Origin of the sequence: Butyrivibrio sp. LC3010 (genome assembly GCF_000424385.1) — a bacterium.
Classification (GTDB): Bacteria; Bacillota; Clostridia; order Lachnospirales; family Lachnospiraceae; genus Butyrivibrio.
The window spans coordinates 163,967-187,184 of the sequence record NZ_AUJU01000007.1; the positions used below are offsets into that span (position 1 = coordinate 163,967).

The following is a 23,218-nucleotide window of genomic DNA, read 5'->3' on the forward strand; positions in this document are numbered from 1 at the left end:
TGTGGTAATATGACATATAAAGCAAAAAATGAGGATTGAATGCTTTAATTATATAAGGTGGAGTGTATTTAAGGTTGTGAAAAAGAATAAAAAGGTTGGATTAGTTTTATTGGTTATCATCTTGCTGGTAGCAGGATTTGCCGGTGGGAGCCTTATAAGGAGTAGACTTATCGGTCACAGGACAGAATCTGAATATAAGTATAATAGTAATTTTGGAAAAGATGAGTATGTTCGTTCAGTAACATATTTTGGTGAGAGTTGGCCTATTAATTTTTGGAATAGTGAACTTGAGACTCTTGATAGTGATTTTAAACAGATAAAAAGTGATGGTTTTAATAGTATTATTCTGGTTATTCCCTGGAAGGAATTTCAACCTTCTGTAGATCCAATAGAATATAATGATTATCCATTTGAAAAACTAGATGAAATCCTTAATGCTGCAGAAAAGCATGATTTGGATGTATATGCCAGAGTTGGATATCTTTGGGATTTTTATAACGATCAAAATGAAAACATTGCCCTTAGATCTTTTGATATTATGTGCAAAGGGCAGGCGTATACAGCATGGCTGGATTATTGTAAGCAGCTTTATGAAGCATTGTCAAAGCATCCCAATTATAAGGACTCTTTTTTGACATGGGAAGATTTTTGGGGTGCATTAGGTGTATGTCTTGGCGGAGATGAGCAAATACGTCTTGAACATGCAAAGGTTGCAGGATATCAGGCATGGGTAGAGAATAAATTTGGATTGGATTCATATAATGAAGAATTCGGATATAATTATTCTGATATTTCAAGTGTTCCTTTTCCGGATAGATCTGAGCCGGGCATGAAGGCATTTTATAATTATTTTGATGATTTCCTTAATGGAATTCTTGCTGATACTCAGGAAGTTTTCCCTAATATGTCTATGGAAGTAAGACAGGATGCTGATCCTATTGTTAAATTAGATGGAGGTTCTGCACATTATTCTCATGAGGAGACATATTCATGTGAAGACTCTGATTATGTTGCCACAATGTATGGTATTCACATGGGATTTTCCAATAATGGAGAGCGTGTGACAGCAGAAGAGACATTACCATGTACAGAATACATTCTAAAAGATCTTACAGAGAAAAATGGTGGCAAACCGGTTTATGTTGAACAGTTCCTGTTTTATGATAATGCACAGGGCTTTGATCAAAATGCCAAACTTCAGGAAGGCGAAATCGGTAAATATTTGGAAAGCGTATCAGGAGTATTAGCGAATTATACAAGAGGATATGCGCTATGGACTTATAGAGATTACAGAGGAAGCATGATATACAATCCTCAATTTGGAATAGGGGACGCTGGATGGGAAATAGAGGGTAATGCCACTGTAGAAAACTCATCAGAATATAACAGTAATGTTTGTAGACTTTCAAAAGGTGATGCATTGACTCAGTTCATACCGGGAGTTAGAAACCATTATCAAAATGATGTGTATAATCTGGAGTTTGATGTAAAAGAAGCAAATGGTGCAAAACTTGAGATATCTTTTGGTAATGATACAAAGGAGATTCAGATTGATTCTGCTGGAAATTATTCGCTTCAATTTAATATCAATGATTCCCTTGATTTAAAAATAAGGGTGACTGATGGTGATATTGTATTAGATAATTTGAATCTGTATTCCTTTATACAAAAAGGGCTCTTATATGATGAGAACAATGAAAGACAGCCCTTAGTTGATAGCATTAAAAAACTAAATAAGCAATTATCAAAGATTGGGTGATTGAGTATATGAAGAATAATAATTTTACTATAATACATATTGCAGCAGCATTCATGGTTTTGATGGGACATCAGTTTGTTCTGTTAGGGAGTGCTCCATTAACACTGATGGGAATGGATTTACATGGGTTAGGAGTACGAGTCTTATTTATGGTAAGTGGTTTTTTAGTAAGCGCAAGTTATATGCGATCCAAGAACCCTGCTCATTTTCTTTGGAAAAGGCTGTCAAGATTGTACCCACCTTTAATTGTGTGTTTGGCATTGACAATAATAGTATTTAGTTTTATAAGCAATTCTCCTGAATATTATTGGCACAGTGCAAAAAAATATTTTATTTATAATATAACAATGAGACCAATATTTGATCTGGCGGGCGTGTTTTCCGAAAACCCATATCCTTCGGCAGTAAATGGTTCATTATGGACATTGCCTATAGAGATTGCTTGGTATTTTGCACTTATACCGGTGCTGGGATTGTTTAAAATCTTAAAACGCTATTCAGATGTTGTTTCTAGGATTTTTCTAGTAGTTCTTCTCTGCATAATGACAGCTTTTGATTTTTGGATAACACGTAATCCTGAAGGGATCAATCTTCTTTATTGGAACACAGATTGGAAATATGGCGTGATATTAGGAATTTACTTTATGATTGGTGTGACATTTCAGATGATGAACCTGAAAAAGTTGTGTAATATGCAAATAGCAGTAATTGTAATATTAGTTTATACTTGTCTGGCGCCGGATATTAAATACATATTAACCCCATATGTTGTTAGTTATGTTGTTTTATCATTTGCACTTGTGGAAAATCCGCTTTTTGCAAAATATATTAAGAAAGATATTTGTTATGGTCTATATCTCTATGCATTTCCGGTTCAACAATTGTTGATTTATGAAATATATGTCAGGAATAATACCTATGTTTCACCATTTATGATGGGACTAATTTCTGCGGTGATAGTCCTTGTTATAGCTGTAGCAGAATTCTACCTGATAGAAGAGAAAATATGGCTAAACAGATTAAAAGCTAAATTAAATAATAGATAGTTCGAGGAGATATAAAGGATTTGAAAAAGGCTTTGGTTCAAAAAAATGAAATAATAGTTTTACTGGGAGTTTATTTAGCGATAGTAGCATTGCTCAATTTCTCTTTGAGATACGTGTTTTGTCCTGTGTATGGAGATATCCTTTTATACACTGATGAGGCAAGGTCTCTTGCAGATTCCGGTACATTCAAATTTGCAAATACTTATGGGACCAGCGGAGCTTATGTATATCCATTTATTATTTCATTTATTTATAAGTATTTTTATAATAGTTATAATATAGTTGATATGACGAGATTTTTGGGAATTGTTTTGATGACAACCACAATTTTTCCTGCATATCTACTTTTAGGGAAGATGAAGATTTTCGGCAGGAAAAGAGTTATTCTGTCAATTGCTTCAGTGGTTATTCCGGATATGCTTCAGTCATGGTTACAGGTTACTGAAGTTATAGCATACCCTTTATTCATTTGGACCTTATTGCTATTTTATATAGATATTGAGCAAAAAGATAAGTTAATTACAACGGTTGGTATGGCACTTATTTGTTTCCTTGATTATTTAACAAGGGGACAATATCTGGTAATTGGTCTTGCATATATTTGTACATTATCAATATTTGTGTTACAGGAATTATTATCGAAGGGTAAGCCTGCGGTATTTTTAAAAAAACTTGGTGTGTTTTTAGTTTTATTTGCAGGCCTTTATATAGCTGTTCCTAAGGTGCTTACTCAGTTACATGTTATTGCTGATACCGAAGATATGGGTGGCTCGTTTTTATCTGAAAGTATACAGAAGATACTTGAAAATCCGTCTTATTTCCTTGTTCAATGGGGAAAAGGATTCTTTTGGTATGCATTCTTTATATCATTGGCATTTGGATTTGTTACAGTGCTTGTTCCGGCTTTTTACAGATCTTATGAAGATGAAATTTGCAACAGATTAGTTGTTTTTGTAAATGCTATATTTCTTCTTACGCTTGCAATTGTTGTATTGATCATATATAGCATGGAAGAACCGCTGGAATATGATACACACAGAATCCATCAGAGATATTTTTTCTTCTTGTTCACTCCTTATTTATATCTGTTCTACAGGATTGATTTTAGTAGATTTAAGTTTGGGAAGATTCGTACTTTAATCATGGCTATATTCATGATTTTTATTGCTTTCGGAAGATTTATTTTTCAGCTAAGAGAAAACTTCTATCTTGGTGTTGAGTCTATAGCGCTTACTGCGTTTAGAATTGCAAAAGAAAAAATTACCATAGAGCCAAGATTAGAATATGTCTACACTATTGGTACTTTATTATTTTTAGGTATAGTATTTACTCTTATTAAGGCAAAAGGATGGGTCAATTTTTCCAGGATAATATATCCAGTACTGTTTGTTGTAATTATTGCATTTAATACAAAAATATATACGGATAGACAGATCTACATTACAGATACAGCTATGCATGATTATAGTAATCGATATGGTCATGCCGCGGATTTTCTTAAGGACTTCAATACTGGAGAGGTCGTTGCTATAATAAACGAGTTATGTATTGACAGTGAGATACAGACTTTTCAGGTAGTTAATAAAAAATGTCTGGATGTAATAAGTATTGCGGAGTTAGATGCTCTATATGAGGAGACTCCGGGCAAGCTCAATATTAGAGAATTTGACAGGTTAGGTTATTTTTATTATAAACCGGATAAACATAGAGTGCTGTCAGATGCAAATTATGTAGTAGTCCGTCGTGGTTATTTAAAAAATAAGTATAAAATTCAGAATGAAAAAGTCTATAAAGACGATTATTTTGTGATATATAAACTCGATGATGGCTATCTTAATGTCAATAAAGTAGAGTGATTAAGCATATATCTACGGGAGAATGGGTTAATGAGTGACAAGTTGATAATTATTCCTGCATATAATGAGGGTGAGAGCATTTGTGGAACGATTTCAAAAATAAAGGAAGATGCTCCGGACTTTGACTATATAATAATCAATGATTGTTCAACTGATGATACATTACAGAAGTGCATAAGTAATGGATATAATTATTTGAATCTTCCTATCAATTTAGGAATCGGTGGTGCTGTTCAAACAGGATATAAATATGCAGCTGAGAATAACTATAAAATTGCTGTTCAGGTAGATGGAGATGGGCAGCACGATCCTTCATTTTTGAGCAAGATGGAAGAAACGTTAATAAAGGAAAATGCTGATATGGTAATTGGCTCCAGATTCATCACAAAAGAGGGGTTTCAATCTACATTGGCACGAAGAATCGGAATAGGATATTTTACAAAACTTATAAAACTATTTACAGGAGAAACTATAACAGATCCAACATCCGGGCTTCGAATGGTTGGAAGAGATCTTATAGAACTTTTTGCTATAGATTATCCAAGAGATTATCCCGAGCCTGAAAGCCTTGTAAAAGCCATCAAGAACCAGAGGAAGGTTATCGAGATTCCTGTCATAATGAAGGAAAGACAAGGTGGTCAGTCTTCAATCAGATTAAAGAAGTCTGTTTATTATATGATAAAAGTATCTCTGGCAATAGTTTTAGAGTTGTTGAGAAAGCATAAGAGTTTTAAGAATGGAGAAAATAAATGAGTAACAGACTTAGAATATCGATTATCCTCTTGCTGCTGATTTGTGCGTTTTTGCTAGTCAGGCAGGCCAAAAAGAAGAAAGTAGATATAAGATACATCCTTTCCTGGATGCTATTAATTTTTGTTTTGTTCATATTAACATTGCTGCCTAATACTTTAGAGATATTGACTTTGGCGCTAGGAATTACTCTGCCAATAAATCTGTTATTCTTTTTTGGATCTGTTTTGATGCTTGTAATAATTTATTCTCTTACCATATCAGTCACTAAATTGAATGATGAGGTAAAGGAACTAGCGCAGAAACTTGCGATAATTGAGAAAAAGACAAGAGATACCACAGAAAAGGACAATGAAAATGAGTAAAGACAGATATAGAGCAAATGATCATACATTTGCAATATGTGCTTATGGAGAGAGCCAATTTTTAGAGGAATGTATTAAGTCGGTTTTAGATCAGAAACTTCGAACAAATGTAATAATGGCTACTTCTACACCAAGCCAGTACTTAACTGATTTGAGTAATAAATATGGGATAAAGTTATTTGTTAATGAGGAGAAAATTGGTAAGAGTAATATAGCAACAGACTGGGAGTTTGCTGTTAGTTGTGCGGGAACTCCGCTTGTAACCATTGCTCATCAGGATGATATATATAAAAAGGATTTTTCCTATGAGGTTATTAATTGCATTAACAGAGCCCAAAAGCCTCTTATAGCATTTACAGATTATGCAGAACTTCGAAATGGAGAAGAAGTTGCTGATATAAGAAATCTAAACATCAAGAGAATCATGCTTTTTCCATTACGCAGCAGATTATTATGGGCATCAAAGTTTATAAGAAGGAGAATTCTTTCTATGGGGTCACCTATATGCTGTCCATCTGTTACTTATGTTATTGAAAATCTGCCGGATCAATTGTTTATTCCGGGATATAAGGGCGGAATAGATTGGCAGGCATGGGAGCGATATTCAAGAGAAAAGGGTGACTTTGTTTTTGTAAATAATATTTTGATGTTGCATAGAATTCATGCGGATTCTGAGACTTCAGCAATAATAAAAGGGCATGAGAGATCTGATGAAGATTACGCTATGTTCTGCATGTTTTGGCCTAAATGGATAGCCAGAATAATTGCACATTTCTATAGAAAAGGTGAGTTACAGAATAACTTGTAAGTAATATGGGGAATAAAAATCGAACTGTTAAGAATGTATTATGGAATACAATAGGAAGTATTTACTATAGTTTTTGCCAATGGCTGATAACCGTAGTTGTTGTCCATATAGCTACATTTTCTGATGCCGGTTTCTTGTCTATCGCGATGACGACAAGTAGTAGCTTTTCAGCAATCTCATTATTTAGTATGCGTAATTATCAGGTTTCGGATATAAATGGTGATTATTCGGTACATGAATATTTTGGCAGCAGGATATTAACCAGCATAGTTGCACTTGTTGCCTGTATTTGTGTTTCAGCGTTTGGAAATACGACTTATATGTTGATCTGTATTAGCTCCTTTATGCTAATCAGAGTTGCAGAAGCAATAGCAGATGTATTACATGGACAAGATCAAAAATATAATAGATATGATTACATTGGCATTTCTTACATTTTGAGAGGAACAGCAACAGTCATTTCATTTGTGATTGCATTAAAGATTACAGGCGACATGATGATTACGCTGATTATTACTGCTGTAATAAACCTGGTGATCGCATTTTTATGGGATTATTTAAAAACAAATAGGATAGAAAATATAAGACCTGTTATTTATAGCAATAGAGTTAGACAATTATTAAAAAGTTGTGCACCTTTAGTAGTATTTTCTTTTTTGCTAAGTCTCGAAAACCTTGTTAGCAAAGTTGCTCTTGAGAAAATCCTGGGAACTGAGAAATTAGGAATATATTCAACCATAGCTACACCAACTCTTGTAGTTCAGGTTTTCGCCATGGTTGCGTTTAATCCTTTTCTGCCTGCATTTTCATACAATTATATGAGCGGCAATATAGATAGGTTTAAAAAGGATATATACAAGCTTATCGGAGCATTTGTCGGTATGTATGTAGCAGTGCTTATAGGAGCAACGTTATTAGGCAAGCCAGTGCTGTCACTTATATTTGGTAAGGGGATTCTTGAGAATTATGATCTGTTTATACCAATAATATGGGTAACACTGCTAACAGGAACCATATGGGTTCTTTCCGCAGTGCTTATAGGAATGAGAGAAATCTTTTTCTTGTTGATTGCAATATCTATAAGTTTTACTTTGTGTCTTATTATTGTGATGTCATGTATAAATAAATATGGGATGAATGGTGCAAGTGTAGCACAGATTATTCCTATGGCTATTCTTTGTCTGGCGATTGTGGTGAAGATTATAATGGCTATTATAAAAAAGGAAAAAGAGATTGCACGTTAAATGAAAAGGGAAACTGCGGTATATCGTAGTTTCCCTTTGCGGTTTGAGCTAAGCACTTAGACAGGTATTTAGTGAGCTGAGATTAAGTGTATTTATGCAAGTTTATGTTTTGTACTATTAAATTTACTGATTATTATGTTTATTATCCTTTGTACATTAAATGTTATGATGTTATCAAAAATAAAAGCAATGATACATGACTGGATGAATACTACAAACGTTGCCACTAATATGCGGGCAACGTTTGCACTGTAATCAGGATTGTTATTTATATACATTTGCAATAAAACAATATGAATAAGATAAATCGAAAAGGTGTATTTTGATATAGTAACTATTATCCAATTTATTATTTTAGATTTGGTTATGTATTTTTCAATCAACATAAAGCATGACCATACACCGCAACAAGCAATTATCATATGTGGAGCCAAATCGTAGAAATTCATACTTAAGTGATCAGGGAATTTCCATTTCCACACAAACATTACAAGAATGTCCAATAATCCAGTAACCGTCATTACCTTATATGTATTTATGTCTTTGATGCTAATAAGGATATAGCCAAGAAGAGCATATGAAAGCCAATCAGCGAAGAAATTACTGATTCCAATTGTAATTCCGAATAAAGGTAGATAATCTATTACGGCATATGTTATCAATAATAACCCAAGCAGAGCAAAATTGTCCTTTTGATCAAAAGCAGACAATCCCTTTTTTAGAAATGGAGCTACTATATAGAATCCCATGATCATCAACATGAACCAAAGATGAGTGCTCTGATACGACTCTAATCCAAGCTTCATTGAAAGAGGGATGTTTCTTAAAAATATTTTTATTGATTCTTTTGAAGGAATTTCTGCTATAGTATGCCCAAGGTTGAAATATCCCACATATAAAGCATTATATATAAAATAGGGGATAAGAATTTTTATACATCTCTGTAGATAATATTGTATATAACCTTCTTCTTTTTTACTGCTTAAAGCAAGAGCTCCACTTAAAACAACAAACATTGGAAGAGATATTCTTGATAATATCTGTAATACAATACCTTCAGGATCTACCCTCTCGCCGGTTGCATGTAAGCTTATTATTCCAATACATGAAATAACTCTTATGTAATCAAAAATTATTTTTCTTTGTGATGAAATTAGAAATAAATCAGTTGGTTTCGATTTTGCCATCAGTAATTATCCTATCTATAGTGTACATTTAATTCATGATACTACATGGTGCTGGAATAAGAAATAGCCTAATATGAAATAGAGAATAGATAAATATGTTAATAATGCGGACTGCTCAATTTGAGTAGTCCGCATTAAACTATTTTATTTAGTTATTTTCTGAGATGCTCCGGAGATTCCTTTGCTCTTAAGAATCTTCTTATAATTCTTTAGATTACTTTTCGGAACAACAACCTTAGCTTTGGCGTTTATCTTTTTAAATGCGTTCTTACCGATGGAGTTCTTAGTAAGTGAGGTTGTTTCTATTTTAATCTTCTTAAGCTTCTTGCATCCGTAGAATGCCTGTTTGCCAATTCGCTGGATATTTTTTCCGATAACGATTTTCTTAATGTTCGTGTTGTTTTTGAATGCGTAATCGTTGATGTCGGTAACAATATATACATTGTTATCGATTGTGATGCTTTCAGGAATGGTAATCTCTTTTGCGAACGGAGCTGATGTTGAAGTATATATTACACTTCTGCTACCTTCATCTGTTGAGATGATGCTGTAAGTTGCATTTGTTATGACATCCTGAACTATGTCGCCTGCTTTGTGAGATGGTGCAGCATTTTCGATAGTTTCAGATTTAGTGTCTTTTGTACCTGAATTTTTGCTCTGCGAATTCTTGTTTTGGTTATTTGATCCTGTATTATTACTGCGTTGATTCTGAGGTTGCGTTGAGGCGAGTTTTACCCATTTTGCATAAAGAGTAATGGATGCATCCTTGTTGTAGAGAGCTCCGGGATTATAATCAACCCTTGTTGATGTTTTACTGGTACTCCAGCCGGCAAAGCTATAGCCACTTCTTGTTGGTTTAGCAGAAGCTAAAGTTACAGCATTTTTATAGTATTTAATCTGAGATGAAGGAGCACCTGATCCGCCGTTAGCATCATACTTAATGGAATATTCTGCAGGAACGAATTTCCAGGTCTGATTAGCTTGAATTGTATCGCCATTATAAGGCCACTGTTGTACATTTGTTCCATTGGAGGTGCCGGAACCTTCAACGTCTACACAAAAACCGCTGCATCTTGGTATGAGTGCATAGCCGTTTCCAGAGTGTATGATTGCCCACTGCTGAGCAATTGATCCATTTGCATCGTGCACACATACATTTGCCTGGTAAGTGGTAGAAGCACCATATAAATCTAGAACTTTTCCTGAGGCAGCATGAGTAAGTTTGTAATAGCCGTTACTTAGCTTTTCTACATCGAAGGAATTGAATTTGCTTGGGCAGTTATCGTTCCAAACCCGCACATTAGTGGGATTAGGAATATTTCCTGTATCTCCGACTACATCCAACTCGATATTGTTTGCTATTGCACTAGTTAAAATGTATCTCCCATTCTGTATCGGCTGTGATGGATTATAAGGAATGAATACCCATGATTGAGCATTACTATCATTTCCTACATACTGAGTTACATTTGTGCCATCTGCGATGGTTCCATTTGAGATATCCAGGGAATAGCCACTGCATTTTGACTGTATACGATATCCGTTTCTTCCATTGGTAGATATTGCCCATTTCTGATTATCGCCGCCGTGGCTCTGATGAACCTGTACATTTGTTCCTGCAGCGGCGCTGGCTGCATACACATCTAATGCTGCGTCTGATCCAAGCTGAGTAATGGTATAAAAACCACCTTCATATTTGATATTCCATGCATCGTGTGTAGGCACATCCATGTTGTCTACATGCCACAAATTTACATTTTCACCATTGCTTGCAGGAACTGCACTTCCTGCAATATCAAGATAATAGGAAGGATCAGCTGCAGCGGCTATGATATAGTTTCCATCAGGAAGGGTTCTGTTATAGCCAGATGCCATAGCACTGCCTGTCGGTACCGGAGGAGCTGGAGACTCAGCGGTAAAAATTCTGATTTTATCATATTTGGTAAGGTTGTAACCGCCGGCTTTTGTTGTTACTTTCTGAACGCCGTATCCTGAATCATCAACCCACAATTCACCTGATGCTCTTGTTCTTTCTTCATCAACATAAGTAAAGTGATTTGTTCCACAAATTACGACAAGATATCCGTTTCTGGAATAGTTTATTATTGTCTGCCTTCTTTGCTCATCTCCTCCGGATAAGCTTACGTAATTATGTTGTACTACAGTTTTTCCCAAGACATTTCTTGCATAATCCGGTGGAGTTGTTCCAATTGGACTATACTCATTAACATTGCTAAGAGAGACAACCTTATGGTTTGCAGCGCACCATTCAAAGAGTCTGTCAGGATTGAAATTTGGATCATTTACAAGTCCTGTAGCTTTGAGAAGCTTTGCATAAGAAACTATTCGGCATCCGCCACTTCTCATGGTTGCGTAATCGGATTGCTTCTGTTTCCAGTTTCTCCAGTCTGTTCCATACGAAGCAGCCTTTGCAGTTAAGGATGAGAAAATTAGAATAAGCGAAAACAATAGTGACATGAAAAACACTCTGAGAAACGATTTCTCAGAATTAGAACTAAGATGTGACATTTTTTGACCCCCATTTGTAAAAACTTTTCTTCCGTGACGTAAAATATTATAGCATTGAGAAGAATAGCGATAAAGATATTTATGATGGAGTTTAATAGAATTCTTTTCCTTTTATTTGAATGGGAAAGGGGCTGAGGGAACTAAAGAGCGAAAGGTTTATGTCGACAGTGGCCTTACAAATACAGGGGAGAGAATAGATGGTCTTAATACGGAGGCCTTTTTTATGAAGAAGTAAAGTAATTTCGCATGTAGTGCGGCAGCTCCATTATTTTTATGATATAATTACTCAGATTATTACAATGATTTAGGCTATATTTACTTTTAGGCCCTAATTCATTATGAAATTAGAAAAGGAATTATTATGGCAAAGAAAGCACTGATAACAGGCGTAACAGGACAGGATGGCTCTTATCTCGCAGAGCTTCTACTGGGAAAAGGCTATGAGGTTCATGGCGTTATACGACGTTCATCTGTAGATTTTAGGGAGAGAATAGCACATCTTGAGGGTGCACCGAATTTTCATCTTCACTATGGGGATCTTGGAGATTCCATGAGTATCATGCAGGTGGTAAGCCTTGTCAGACCTGATGAAATATATAACCTGGCAGCTCAGAGCCATGTTCAGGTTTCCTTTGATTCACCTGAATTTACGGCAGATGTTGATGCAACAGGTGTATTAAGAGTTCTTGAGGCTGTTCGTCTTTGTGGACTTGCTGATACATGCCGAATATATCAGGCATCAACTTCAGAACTTTATGGTAAGGTTGAGGAAGTTCCTCAGAACGAGAATACTCCCTTCCATCCCTACAGCCCTTATGCTGTTGCCAAGCAGTATGGATTCTGGATTGTTAAGGAATACAGAGAAGCTTACAACATGTTCTGCTGTTCGGGTATTCTGTTTAACCATGAGTCAGAAAGAAGAGGCGAGACTTTCGTTACAAGGAAGATAACTCTTGCAGCTGCAAGAATTTCCCAGGGAAAACAGGATAAGCTTTACCTTGGTAATCTGGATTCACTTCGTGACTGGGGTTATGCTAAGGATTACGTTGAATGTATGTGGCTGATTCTTCAGAATGACAAGCCTGAGGACTTTGTAATTGCTACAGGAGTTCAGCATTCTGTAAGAGAATTTGCAACACTTGCCTTTCGCTATGCAGGAATAGAGCTTGAGTGGCAGGGTGAAGGCATAGATGAGAAGGGTATAGATAAAGCCACAGGCAAGGTCATAATTGAGGTAAGTCCTGATTTTTACAGACCTACCGACGTAGTTAACCTTTGGGGAGATCCCACTAAGGCTAAGAAAGAGCTTGGATGGAATCCGACAGCAACAACTTTTGAGCAGCTTGTTGAGATCATGGTGAAGCATGATATGGAGAAGGTTGCGGTTGAACGTGCAGAGGAGCACATCAGAACCAATCTGGAAGAGTACCTTGAAAAGGGCGTTGTAAAATAATTTTATGACCCGAATATTTGTAGAATTGCGAGAATGACGAAGTTATGAAGCAATTCGTATATCATATGGTGTCAAAAATTACTTTTGACACCCACATCATTTTATGGAATGAAACAAATTACATCATTAATTTTGGGAGGACAAAATAATATGAAAATCGCAGTTGCAGGAACAGGCTATGTAGGCCTTTCTTTGGCAGTACTTTTATCACAGCACAATGAGGTTACAGCAGTAGACATTCTTCCTGAAAAGGTTGAGAAATTAAACAATTGGAAAAGTCCTATACAGGATGATTATATTGAAAAGTTTTTGGATGAGCATGAAGAGAGAGGATTAAAACTTCATGCAACTACAGATGGTGCTGCAGCTTATGCAGATGCTGACTATGTTATCATAGCTGCACCCACTAACTATGATCCTCAGAAGAATTTCTTTGACTGTTCAGCAGTTGAAGCCGTTATTGATCTCGTACTTAAATCATCAGACCGTGCGGTTATGATAATTAAATCCACCATCCCTGTAGGTTATACACAGAAGGTAAGGGAGCAGTTTAAGACAGACAGAATTCTGTTTAGTCCTGAGTTTCTTAGGGAATCCAAGGCACTTTATGACAATCTCTATCCCAGCCGTATAATTGTTGGCTGCGATGATAATAGTCGAAAAGCTGCAGAGACATTTGCATCTCTCCTTGTTGAAGGCGCAGAAAAAGAGAATATTGATACTCTGTTTATGGGCTTTACAGAGGCTGAGGCAGTTAAGCTTTTTGCTAATACATATCTTGCACTCCGTGTATCTTACTTTAATGAGCTTGATACATATGCTGAGCTTAAAGGTCTTGATACAAAGGATATTATTGAAGGTGTATGTCTGGATCCCAGAATAGGAACACACTATAACAATCCCAGTTTTGGATACGGTGGTTATTGCCTTCCTAAGGATACAAAGCAGCTTCTTGCTAATTTCCAGGATGTTCCGGAAGATCTTATCAGAGCTATTGTTGAGAGTAACAGAACACGTAAGGATCATATTGCAGACAGAGTTCTTGAAAAAGCAGGCTATTATACTGCAAGCAGTATGTGGAATGCAGACAAAGAGCGTCCCATAACTGTTGGTGTATACAGACTTACTATGAAGAGCAACAGTGATAATTTCAGACAGAGCTCTATTCAGGGAGTTATGAAGCGCCTCAAGGCAAAGGGTGCAACGGTTATCATTTATGAGCCTACACTTCCTGACGGAACTACTTTCTTTGGATCTCTCGTTGTTAATGATATAAATAAGTTCAAGACTGGTTGTGACAGTATTATTGCAAACAGATACGATTCTGTTCTTGATGACGTTGAGGAGAAGGTTTATACCAGAGACCTCTTCAGAAGAGATTGATTTTGTTCATTTATAATGATAGTAGATAAGGCTGGTCTAAATCTCAGCTCTATTTACCCTTGTGAAAGGATTTAAATATACTAATGGAAGAGCTTGCAATTAATGGCGGAACTCCGGTCCGCAGTGAAAAAATTTATTATGGAAGCCAGTGCATTACAAAAGAGGATGTTGATGCTGTTGCCCAAACTCTTGTGAGTCCGTTTATTACATGTGGTCCCAAGGTTGATGAAGCGGAGGAAAAGCTTAGAAAAATAACCGGAGCAAAGCATGCGATAGTCTTGACAAATGATACCGCTGCTCTGCATACAGCATGTGTGATCGCAGGAGTTGGACCGGGTGATGAAGTTATAACCACTCCACTTACATTTATGGCAAGTGCAAACTGCGCTCTATATTGTGGTGCTAAGCCTGTTTTTGCAGATATTAATCCCAAGACTTATCAGATTGATCCCAAGAGTATAAGGGAGCATATAACTGAGAAGACCAAGGCAATAGTTGCGGTTGATTACACCGGGCAGGTTGTGGAGGTTGAGGAGATAAGGAAAATCTGTGATGAGTTCAATCTGGTATTCATAGAGGACGCAGCTCACTCCATAGGATCTAAATATAATGGAATACCTGTTGGATCATTGGCAGATATAACTACTTTTTCGTTTCATCCTGTGAAGACGGTAACAGCAGGTGAAGGTGGTGCTGTCATCACCAATAATGACGAATATGCCAGAAAAGCTTATCTTTTCCGTTCTCATGGTATGGAACATGATCATTCCAAATTCCTGACTCCTGCTGACGAGGATAACGGGGGAGTCTGGTACTATGAGCAGCAGCTTTTAGGAATGAATCTGAGGATGACCGATATACAGGCTGCTCTTCTGTCAAGCCAGCTTGATAAACTTGATCGTTTTGTTAAGAGAAGAAAAGAAATTGTTGAGATGTATAATGCAGCTTTTGCTGACGTGCCGGAAATTTTACTTGAGGAGGATATTCCTCAGTCGGATTCCAGCAGACATCTGTATGTCATAAGACTTGATCTTGAGAAACTAAGCTGCACAAGGCGTGAATTTTTTGAAGCAATGAGCGCTGAGAATGTTCAGTGCCAGGTACACTATATTCCGGTTTACTGGATGCCATTATACCAGGAGATGGGATATAAGAAGGGACTTTGTCCTGTTGCAGAGGATGTATATAAGGGAATCATGAGTATACCGCTTTATCCTATGATGACGGATGAAGATGTAGATGATGTTATCAGAGCTGTTAAAAAACTTGTAGACTATTACAGGAAGTAATCTTTTGTCGTTAAGTGTTCGTTAAATAGGAAGTGATAATTCGATAGCAAGGATTGGTATACTATAGTGCCGGACTTATACAACAAACAGAAGACAGACGTTAGATATTATTGCAGGATTATTCTGATTTTGGTAGCAGATGCGCTTAGCGTTGTTGCAGCACATCTGCTCTCTTTGCTTGTGCGTTTTGATTTCAAATATCGCGAAATACCTCAGATTTATACAGATAATATTTTGTATATGCTGCCGATAGCTACGTTGACAACCCTTGCTGTATATTATGTTTTCAGGCTGTATCACAGCATTTGGAGATTTGCCTCACTTACTGAAGTATACAGGATTATTGGGGCATATTTTGTTATTGCGATCCTTCTTTTTACGGAGAACAGAATTGAAAGGATAAATCTTCCCAGAAGCTGCATGTTTATGGGAATAATACTTAATCTGATATTCTGTATGGGAATCAGATTTTCCTACAGAATATTCAGGGGCAGTGTATTTAGGATTAATCCTAAGGACAGAGAACTCATAGAACGTGCCAATGTTATGATAATTGGTGCCGGCGCAGCAGGACGTGAACTTATTACAGATTTAAAGCTCGACAAAAGATATAAAGTAAGGGTGATAATTGATGATAATAAGACTACCTGGGGCAGATATCTGGGAGGAATTAAGATAGGTGGCGGACGAAACAGCATAACTGAGCTTTGCGAAAAGTATGACATTGACAGGATTATATTCGCAATCCCTTCCGCCAGCGATAAAGACAGACGAGAAATCCTTAATATATGTAAGGAAACTGGATGTAAATTACAGACTGTTCCGGGATTGACCCAGATAGTATCTGAAGAAGTAAGTGTATCGAGACTTCGTGATGTAAATCTTGAGGACCTCTTGGAGAGAGATGAGGTAAGAGTTAATAATAGTGAGATCTTAGAAGCAATCAGTGACAAAGTAGTTATGGTCACAGGTGGTGGTGGCTCTATCGGGTCAGAACTGTGCAGACAGATAGCGGCTGCAAATCCCAAGTTGCTAATTATTTTTGATATATATGAGAATAATGCATATGATATCGAGCAGGAGCTTAAGCGAAAATATCCGGATCTTAAGGTTGAAGCACTTATCGGATCTGTTCGAAACACGGACAGAATCAATAATGTACTTAAGCAGTACAGACCTGATATTATTTTTCATGCTGCTGCACACAAGCATGTTCCGCTTATGGAAAAGAGTCCGAACGAAGCAGTTAAGAACAATATTTTTGGAACCTATAAGACAGCTCTTGCGGCAGCTAAATATGGAGTCAAGAGATTTCTGCTTATTTCTACGGATAAAGCTGTTAACCCTACATCATTTATGGGGGCTTCGAAGCGAGTCTGTGAAATGATTGTCCAGATGATGAACAGAAAGAGCAGTGGTACGATTTTTGCAGCAGTGAGATTTGGCAATGTTCTTGGATCCAACGGATCCGTTATACCGCTGTTTAAGCAGCAGATTGCTGAAGGTGGGCCTGTTACAGTGACGCACAAGGACATAGTGAGATACTTCATGACGATTCCTGAAGCGGTTTCTCTGGTTTTACAGGCGTCATATTATGCGACCGGTGGTGAGATATTTATCCTTGATATGGGAAAACCGGTCAGAATAGACGATATGGCAAGGAATCTCATTAAGCTCTCAGGTTATAAGCCGGATGAAGATATAGAGATAGTGTACACAGGACTTCGCCCGGGAGAGAAGCTGTACGAGGAGCTTCTTATGGATGATGAGGGCAAAGAGAAGACTGCAAATAACATGATATATATTGGACATCCGATAGATATGAATGATTCAGAATTTGAAGAGAAGTTAAGAATGCTTGATGAGGCTTCTAAAAAGGATAGCGCAGAAGTGAAAAGTATGGTTGCTGATATAGTCGGGACATATCATCCTTGAAAAATCTCTGAATTTCTGTTTATATAAAAAATTAGTGACTAGTTAAGAAGTGAAAGGAGTTACTTTGATGGATTACAAAGACAATATGGAGATAGATCTCATAGATCTTGCACTGTATCTTCTTCGCAGATGGAAGGTAATGGTAGTATGTGCAATAGTGGGAGCTGTTCTTTTAGGTGCCTTCGGATATTTGAAGAGTGGAGTTGTTGTTGATAAGGAAACAGGTGAGCCTGTTACTGTTGCAAATTCAAGCAATTCCAATGCGGCAGAACTACGGGGTAAACTAACGGAGCCCAGCGCAAAGTATTGTGAAGTAGCTGCTGAACAGTACGAAGATAATATGCAGAACTATATGCGTGCAATTGAGCATAATGAAAAATCTCCTGTTCTTACCATGAATGCCTACGATGTCTTCAGAGTAACAAAACAGTATGTAATGGATGATTTTGTAAATGGCAGTAACACATCTGTAAGCATCAGAGGTGCTGCTGATGGTATATCCTCACCTCTGGATTCGGATTTATCCGGTAATACAATAGAAATAAGTAATGCAGAAAGCAGACTTAATAATATTGTTGTTGCATACAGTAATGAACTTATGACTGCTGATACCGTTGCTGAGATTAAAAAAGCAATCGGTGCAGATGAAGAACTTGATGCTACATCCATAAGAGAGATGGTTAGAATAGTGCTGGATGCTGATTCTATTTTGACAATTAGTACCTTTGGAAATACCAAGGAAGATGCTAAGGCTGTTATGGATGTTCTTGATAGTCATTTTGATGCTGCTACAGAAACTGTAAGTGGTGTATACAACTATGATATCACTCCTGTTGGAACATATTATTTTGAAGGCTATGACGGTTATATTCTTGGACTTCAGACCAACAGTGAGAATACTATTAATACATTGAGAAATTATATAACAGGTCTTTCAAATGCAATGTCTGTTGAGGAAAAAGCCTATTTTAATGCTATTGTGGCCGATTATTTAAATGAAAACGAAGAGGCTGATGCTACTGATGATTCTTCTGTAGAAACGATGGTTGTGAGAACTGTAAGCAAGAAATACATTGCTGCAGGCCTTGTAGGTGGAATTTTTATAGTAGCGTTCCTCTATGCCTTGTTTTATGTCCTTTCAGGTAAGGTTCACACCGCTGATGATATAAGAAGAGCTTTTGGCATTTCTGTTATCGGAGAGGTTAAGAGTAATGCAGGCGAGTTTGGACTCGTATCCCAGGGGGCTGCCATTGGGGCTTCAAAACTTTCAAGTAATAGTGTATATATTATGGGTGCATCTGATGATGATATTTCTGTTAAGATCAGAAATGCCATTTGTAAAGAGATGAATCAGGATGCTCATTTGTCAAGCGTAAAGGCTGGAAGCTCAGCAGTTAATGATGCTGTTTCCATGAAGGATCTCTCAGATTCTGATGCTGTTGTTCTTGTTGAAAAAATAGACAAATCACGTTTTGAGGATGTTGCAAGAGAAGTTGAGCTATGTAAGAAGTTTGGCGTGAATATTCTCGGCGCAGTGGTTGTAAGATAAGAAAGGATATGTTTTATGTGTGGAATAGTAGGATATGTAGGTAGAAAGCAGGCAGCTCCGATTCTTTTGGATGGTTTGTCTAAGCTCGAGTATCGCGGATATGATTCAGCAGGCCTGGCTGTTAGAGATTTAGACGGGAAGGTCAAGGTTGTAAAGGCAAAGGGCAGACTTAAGGTTCTTGCTGAAAAGACCAATGATGGAACTTCTCTTCAGGGAACTATCGGTATCGGTCATACCAGATGGGCAACTCATGGCGAACCCTCTGAAATCAATGCTCATCCTCATGTTTCAGCTAATGAGTTTGCACATGGCACAACAGTAGAAGAAGCAAATGTTGTCGGTGTTCATAACGGAATCATCGAGAATTATCAGGAACTTAGAGAAAAGCTTCTTCGTCATGGTTATGAATTCTATTCACAGACTGATACTGAGGTGGCAGTTAAGCTTGTTGACTACTATTACAAGAAGTATAATATCGGCCCCATAGATGCTATTGCTAAAACAATGGTACGTGTGCGCGGATCCTATGCACTTGCGCTTATGTTCAAGGATTATCCGGATCAGATATGGGTTGCCCGCAAAGACTCCCCTATGGTTATCGGTGTTGAGGATGGTGCTACCTATGTCGCATCTGATGTGCCTGCAATCCTTAAGTACACAAGAAATGTTTACTACATTGGCAATCAGGAAATGGCATGTCTTACAGAGGGCGATGCAAAGTTCTACAACCTTGATGGTGATGAAATCCAGAAGGATAAAGTAGAGATCAAATGGGATGCTGAGGCGGCTGAAAAAGGCGGATTTGAGCATTTCATGATGAAGGAAATCCATGAGCAGCCAAAGGCTGTTGAAGATACAATTAACTCTGTGGTTAAAGGCAATAAAATAGACCTTTCAGAGTGCGGAATAAGTGATGAAAAGATTAAAAACATAAGACAGATTTACATTGTTGCCTGCGGTTCTGCATGGCATGTGGGTATGGCTGCCCAGTATGTGTTTGAGGAGCTTTCCCATATTCCTGTCAGAGTTGAACTTGCTTCAGAATTCAGATATAGAAAACCGCTTCTTGATAAAGATGATCTCGTAATGATCATTTCACAGTCAGGTGAGACAGCTGATTCTCTTGCTGCGCTCCGTGAGGCTAAGAATCAGGGTGTGGCTACTCTTGGAGTAGTAAATGTTGTGGGTTCATCAATCGCCAGAGAGGCTGATCACGTACTGTATACCCTCGCAGGACCAGAGATCGCAGTTGCTACTACAAAGGCATACAGCACTCAGCTTGTAGCATGCTATGCTCTTGCTGTTCATTTTGGATACGTGAGAGAACTTATCGATGATGAAAAATGTGCAGAGTATATCTCTGAGATGAAGACTATACCTGAAAAGATACAGAAGATTCTTGATGATAAGGAAAGACTTCAGTGGTTTGCAGCAAAATATGCAAATGCAAAGGATGTATTCTTTGTAGGACGTGGAATTGATTATGCAGCTTCTCTTGAGGGAAGCCTTAAGATGAAAGAAATTTCATATATTCATTCAGAGGCTTATGCAGCAGGTGAGCTTAAGCATGGTACCATAAGCCTTATCGAGGATGGAATCCTGGTTATAGGTGTGCTTACTCAGAATGACCTTTATGAAAAGACAATCAGCAATATGGTTGAATGTAAGGCCAGAGGTGCTTATCTGATGGGACTTACGACCTATGGCCACTATGAGATAGAGGATACGGTTGATTTTGCAGCATATGTCCCAAAGATTGATGAGCACTTTGCAGCATCTCTTGCGGTTATACCTCTTCAGCTTTTGGGTTATTACATAAGCGTTGCAAAGGGACTTGATGTAGATAAGCCAAGAAACCTTGCCAAGAGCGTAACTGTAGAATAAAATAAAAAACTTGCAAAATGAGTAACTGAGGAGTAAAGTATATTACTCATAAGGTGAAAAGCTCTGCAGGATAAAAATTATATGATGATTAACCATTATGATTGGATATACAGATTGTGCAGAACACTAGCCTATTGTGATACAAAGAAATAAAAGGAAAGATAGTATTTAGATGAATATTGTATTATTATCCGGAGGATCAGGTCAGCGTCTTTGGCCTCTCTCCAACGATATAAGATCAAAGCAGTTTATTAAAATATTTAAGGATCAGAACGGTGATTATGAATCCATGGTTCAGCGTGTCTATCGTCAGCTTAAGGAAGTTGACAAGGATGCTAAGATCACGATAGCAACCAGTAAGACACAGATTTCAGCCATTCATAATCAGCTCGGAACAGACGTGGGAATATCAATCGAACCTTGCAGAAGAGATACATTTCCTGCAATAGCACTCGCCAGTGCCTATCTTCATGATAAGCAGGGAGTAGCACTTGATGAACCTGTGGTTGTATGCCCCGTGGATCCGTATGTTGACAGAGAGTATTTCCTAGCACTTGAAAAACTCTCTGACCTTGCAGCTAAAGGAGATGCGAATCTTACATTATTGGGAATGGATCCCACTTATCCTTCAGAGAAATATGGATATATTATTCCTGAGGATAAATCTGATGTATCAAAAGTAGTATCTTTCAAAGAAAAACCGGATGTAGCTACCGCAAAGGAATACATTTCAAAGGGCGCTCTTTGGAACGGCGGTATTTTTGCATATAAGCTTTCTTATCTTCTTGATAAGGCTCATGAGATCATTGATTTCAAGGATTATGATGATCTTTTTGGAAAGTATGCAACCCTTGAAAAGATTTCCTTTGACTATGCAGTAGTTGAAAAGGAATCAAATATCAGTGTTATGCGATTTGCAGGTCTCTGGAAAGATCTTGGAACCTGGAATACACTTACCGAAGCCATGGAAGAAAATGTAATCGGTGAGGCACTTTTAAATGATAAGTGTGATGGAGTTCATGTAATAAATGATCTCAATATTCCTGTTATTGTTATGGGACTAAAGGATGCAGTAGTTGCAGCTTCTCCGGAGGGTATCCTTGTGTCTGATAAGGAACAGAGCTCATACATAAAGCCCTTCGTAGAAAAAATCGAGCAGCCGATAATGTTTGCTGAGAAATCCTGGGGAAGTTACAGAGTGCTGGATGCTGAAAAGGATTCTCTTACAATCAAGGTCACATTAAATCCTGGGCATGAGATGAACTATCATAGCCATGAGAGAAGAGATGAGGTCTGGAGTATTGTTCGAGGCGTAGGAAAAGTCATCATTGATGGACAGGAGCAGATAGTACGTCCAGGTGATGTGGTAAACATGAAAGCCGGAAGCAAGCACACCATTATCAATGAAAGTGACGAGGAACTTCAGGTAATAGAAGTTCAGCTTGGAACCGACATTTCTGTTGAAGATAAGATAAAATACACTTTGTAATTTCGGAATCTGATTCGATACGATTTCTGAATTTTCGAGGGAATTCTGGAATCCGATTACATAATGATTACATACAAAAAGAGCTTCGCGTTTGCGAAGCTCTTTTTGCGCGCAGAGCGTGGGATTCGAACCCACGCGCCGGAAACCGGCCTAAAGCATTTCGAGTGCTCCCTCTTGGACCTCTTGAGTAGCTCTGCATAATTGTGCGCTGATTTTTACATGCTTTATTATTATAAAAGGGTGGATAAGTTAAGTCAATCAATATATTGTGATAGCACTGACATAAAAACGTATTGTTTTTCATATTTTATGATGCTCATATACGAACTATGATATGCGTGAATACATTCGAAAATAAGCCAATAAATTTACAAAATAATAATAATTACACTATATGGCCTATGGTATAATATGATTGTTGATATTACTTGTACATCTAACAGGAAAGGAGCTTTTCTATGAAGTATGTATGTGGCACATGTGGCTATGTTTATGATGAGGCAGCAGGCGATCCGGATAACGGAATAGCACCCGGAACAAAGTGGGATGACCTCCCGGCAGATTTTGTTTGCCCGCTTTGCGGAGTAGGCAAGGACGAGTTTAAGCCCGAGTAATAATTTGAGTAACAAACAAAAGTGAATATAAAATTTTAGGTGAAGGTATGCGGTATGTGCTGCATACCTTTTTTCTAT

The 23,218-nt window shown here is 37.4% G+C and carries 17 protein-coding genes and 1 tRNA gene; 15 read left to right on the forward strand and 3 right to left on the reverse strand.

Features of this window, described 5'->3' with window-relative positions:
• Window positions 1-76: 76 nt before the first annotated feature.
• Genes G622_RS22065 through G622_RS0107440 form a run of 7 tightly spaced genes read left to right on the forward strand, consistent with a single transcriptional unit; the run spans window position 77 to window position 7,828 of the window.
• The gene (locus G622_RS22065; RefSeq protein ID WP_155831432.1) at window positions 77-1,759 is read left to right on the forward strand and encodes a hypothetical protein; all 1,683 of its coding nucleotides are present in this window, start codon (window positions 77-79) and stop codon (window positions 1,757-1,759) included.
• An 8-nt stretch (window positions 1,760-1,767) separates the two neighbouring features.
• Entirely contained in the window at window positions 1,768-2,805 is a 1,038-nt protein-coding gene (locus tag G622_RS0107415; RefSeq protein WP_026510180.1) for an acyltransferase family protein, read from the forward strand.
• A gap of 20 nt (window positions 2,806-2,825) precedes the next feature.
• A complete protein-coding gene (locus G622_RS0107420) occupies window positions 2,826-4,661 on the forward strand; it encodes a hypothetical protein (protein ID WP_026510181.1) in 1,836 nt (611 codons plus the stop codon).
• 30 nt (window positions 4,662-4,691) lie between these two features.
• Window positions 4,692-5,414 (forward strand): glycosyltransferase family 2 protein, encoded by a 723-nt coding sequence (locus G622_RS0107425; RefSeq protein WP_026510182.1) that lies wholly within the window; start codon window positions 4,692-4,694, stop codon window positions 5,412-5,414.
• Window positions 5,411-5,776, forward strand: a complete 366-nt coding sequence (locus G622_RS0107430) for a DUF2304 domain-containing protein (RefSeq protein WP_026510183.1) — start codon at window positions 5,411-5,413, stop codon at window positions 5,774-5,776. The genes G622_RS0107425 and G622_RS0107430 overlap by 4 nt, the downstream gene beginning before the upstream one ends.
• On the forward strand, window positions 5,769-6,584 hold the full coding sequence (locus tag G622_RS0107435; RefSeq protein WP_026510184.1) for a glycosyltransferase: 816 nt from the start codon (window positions 5,769-5,771) through the stop codon (window positions 6,582-6,584). Before G622_RS0107430 ends, G622_RS0107435 begins: the two co-directional genes overlap by 8 nt.
• Window positions 6,585-6,589: 5 nt before the next feature.
• On the forward strand, window positions 6,590-7,828 hold the full coding sequence (locus G622_RS0107440) for a lipopolysaccharide biosynthesis protein (protein WP_081675223.1): 1,239 nt from the start codon (window positions 6,590-6,592) through the stop codon (window positions 7,826-7,828).
• A gap of 92 nt (window positions 7,829-7,920) precedes the next feature.
• On the opposite strand, the gene G622_RS0107445 is transcribed toward G622_RS0107440, so the two are convergent.
• Window positions 7,921-9,015 (reverse strand): acyltransferase, encoded by a 1,095-nt coding sequence (locus tag G622_RS0107445; RefSeq protein WP_026510186.1) that lies wholly within the window; start codon window positions 9,013-9,015, stop codon window positions 7,921-7,923.
• A 144-nt stretch (window positions 9,016-9,159) separates the two neighbouring features.
• Window positions 9,160-11,544: an RICIN domain-containing protein gene (locus G622_RS0107450; protein WP_026510187.1), complete on the reverse strand. Its 2,385-nt coding sequence runs from the start codon at window positions 11,542-11,544 to the stop codon at window positions 9,160-9,162.
• Window positions 11,545-11,905: 361 nt separating this feature from the next.
• Here G622_RS0107450 and gmd point away from each other — a divergent pair, with 361 nt between their 5' ends.
• The 7 genes from gmd (at window position 11,906) to G622_RS0107490 (ending at window position 22,526) form a co-directional block, all read left to right on the forward strand.
• Window positions 11,906-12,997 carry a GDP-mannose 4,6-dehydratase gene (gene gmd / locus G622_RS22070; protein ID WP_044914225.1) on the forward strand — a complete coding sequence of 364 codons (1,092 nt, stop codon included), beginning with the start codon at window positions 11,906-11,908 and terminating at the stop codon, window positions 12,995-12,997.
• A gap of 150 nt (window positions 12,998-13,147) precedes the next feature.
• Window positions 13,148-14,380 carry a nucleotide sugar dehydrogenase gene (locus tag G622_RS0107465; protein WP_026510188.1) on the forward strand — a complete coding sequence of 411 codons (1,233 nt, stop codon included), beginning with the start codon at window positions 13,148-13,150 and terminating at the stop codon, window positions 14,378-14,380.
• 83 nt (window positions 14,381-14,463) lie between these two features.
• Window positions 14,464-15,669, forward strand: a complete 1,206-nt coding sequence (pseC, locus tag G622_RS0107470) for a UDP-4-amino-4,6-dideoxy-N-acetyl-beta-L-altrosamine transaminase (RefSeq protein WP_026510189.1) — start codon at window positions 14,464-14,466, stop codon at window positions 15,667-15,669.
• 66 nt (window positions 15,670-15,735) lie between these two features.
• Window positions 15,736-17,604 carry a polysaccharide biosynthesis protein gene (locus tag G622_RS0107475; RefSeq protein WP_044957295.1) on the forward strand — a complete coding sequence of 623 codons (1,869 nt, stop codon included), beginning with the start codon at window positions 15,736-15,738 and terminating at the stop codon, window positions 17,602-17,604.
• Between the two features lie 67 nt (window positions 17,605-17,671).
• Entirely contained in the window at window positions 17,672-19,153 is a 1,482-nt protein-coding gene (locus G622_RS0107480) for a hypothetical protein (protein WP_026510191.1), read from the forward strand.
• Between the two features lie 15 nt (window positions 19,154-19,168).
• Window positions 19,169-21,037, forward strand: coding sequence for a glutamine--fructose-6-phosphate transaminase (isomerizing) (glmS, locus tag G622_RS0107485; protein ID WP_026510192.1), 1,869 nt, complete (start codon window positions 19,169-19,171; stop codon window positions 21,035-21,037).
• A gap of 172 nt (window positions 21,038-21,209) precedes the next feature.
• The gene (locus G622_RS0107490) at window positions 21,210-22,526 is read left to right on the forward strand and encodes a sugar phosphate nucleotidyltransferase (protein WP_026510193.1); all 1,317 of its coding nucleotides are present in this window, start codon (window positions 21,210-21,212) and stop codon (window positions 22,524-22,526) included.
• Between the two features lie 110 nt (window positions 22,527-22,636).
• Here the strand turns inward: G622_RS0107490 and G622_RS0107495 are convergent.
• Window positions 22,637-22,723 (reverse strand) — tRNA-Ser (locus G622_RS0107495).
• A gap of 261 nt (window positions 22,724-22,984) precedes the next feature.
• Between G622_RS0107495 and rd the strand changes: the two genes are divergently transcribed.
• Window positions 22,985-23,140, forward strand: coding sequence for a rubredoxin (gene rd, locus G622_RS0107500; protein WP_026510194.1), 156 nt, complete (start codon window positions 22,985-22,987; stop codon window positions 23,138-23,140).
• Window positions 23,141-23,218: the final 78 nt, after the last annotated feature.

Coding starts and splice junctions, on each gene's coding strand:
- G622_RS0107445 (WP_026510186.1), bottom strand. CDS start 9,015: ATGGCAAAATCGAAACCAACTGATTTATTTCTAATTTCATCACAAAGA.
- glmS (WP_026510192.1), top strand. CDS start 19,169: ATGTGTGGAATAGTAGGATATGTAGGTAGAAAGCAGGCAGCTCCGATT.
- pseC (WP_026510189.1), top strand. CDS start 14,464: ATGGAAGAGCTTGCAATTAATGGCGGAACTCCGGTCCGCAGTGAAAAA.
- gmd (WP_044914225.1), top strand. CDS start 11,906: ATGGCAAAGAAAGCACTGATAACAGGCGTAACAGGACAGGATGGCTCT.
- G622_RS0107465 (WP_026510188.1), top strand. CDS start 13,148: ATGAAAATCGCAGTTGCAGGAACAGGCTATGTAGGCCTTTCTTTGGCA.
- G622_RS0107480 (WP_026510191.1), top strand. CDS start 17,672: ATGGATTACAAAGACAATATGGAGATAGATCTCATAGATCTTGCACTG.
- G622_RS0107430 (WP_026510183.1), top strand. CDS start 5,411: ATGAGTAACAGACTTAGAATATCGATTATCCTCTTGCTGCTGATTTGT.
- G622_RS0107415 (WP_026510180.1), top strand. CDS start 1,768: ATGAAGAATAATAATTTTACTATAATACATATTGCAGCAGCATTCATG.
- rd (WP_026510194.1), top strand. CDS start 22,985: ATGAAGTATGTATGTGGCACATGTGGCTATGTTTATGATGAGGCAGCA.
- G622_RS0107440 (WP_081675223.1), top strand. CDS start 6,590: ATGGGGAATAAAAATCGAACTGTTAAGAATGTATTATGGAATACAATA.
- G622_RS0107490 (WP_026510193.1), top strand. CDS start 21,210: ATGAATATTGTATTATTATCCGGAGGATCAGGTCAGCGTCTTTGGCCT.
- G622_RS0107425 (WP_026510182.1), top strand. CDS start 4,692: ATGAGTGACAAGTTGATAATTATTCCTGCATATAATGAGGGTGAGAGC.
- G622_RS0107450 (WP_026510187.1), bottom strand. CDS start 11,544: ATGTCACATCTTAGTTCTAATTCTGAGAAATCGTTTCTCAGAGTGTTT.
- G622_RS0107435 (WP_026510184.1), top strand. CDS start 5,769: ATGAGTAAAGACAGATATAGAGCAAATGATCATACATTTGCAATATGT.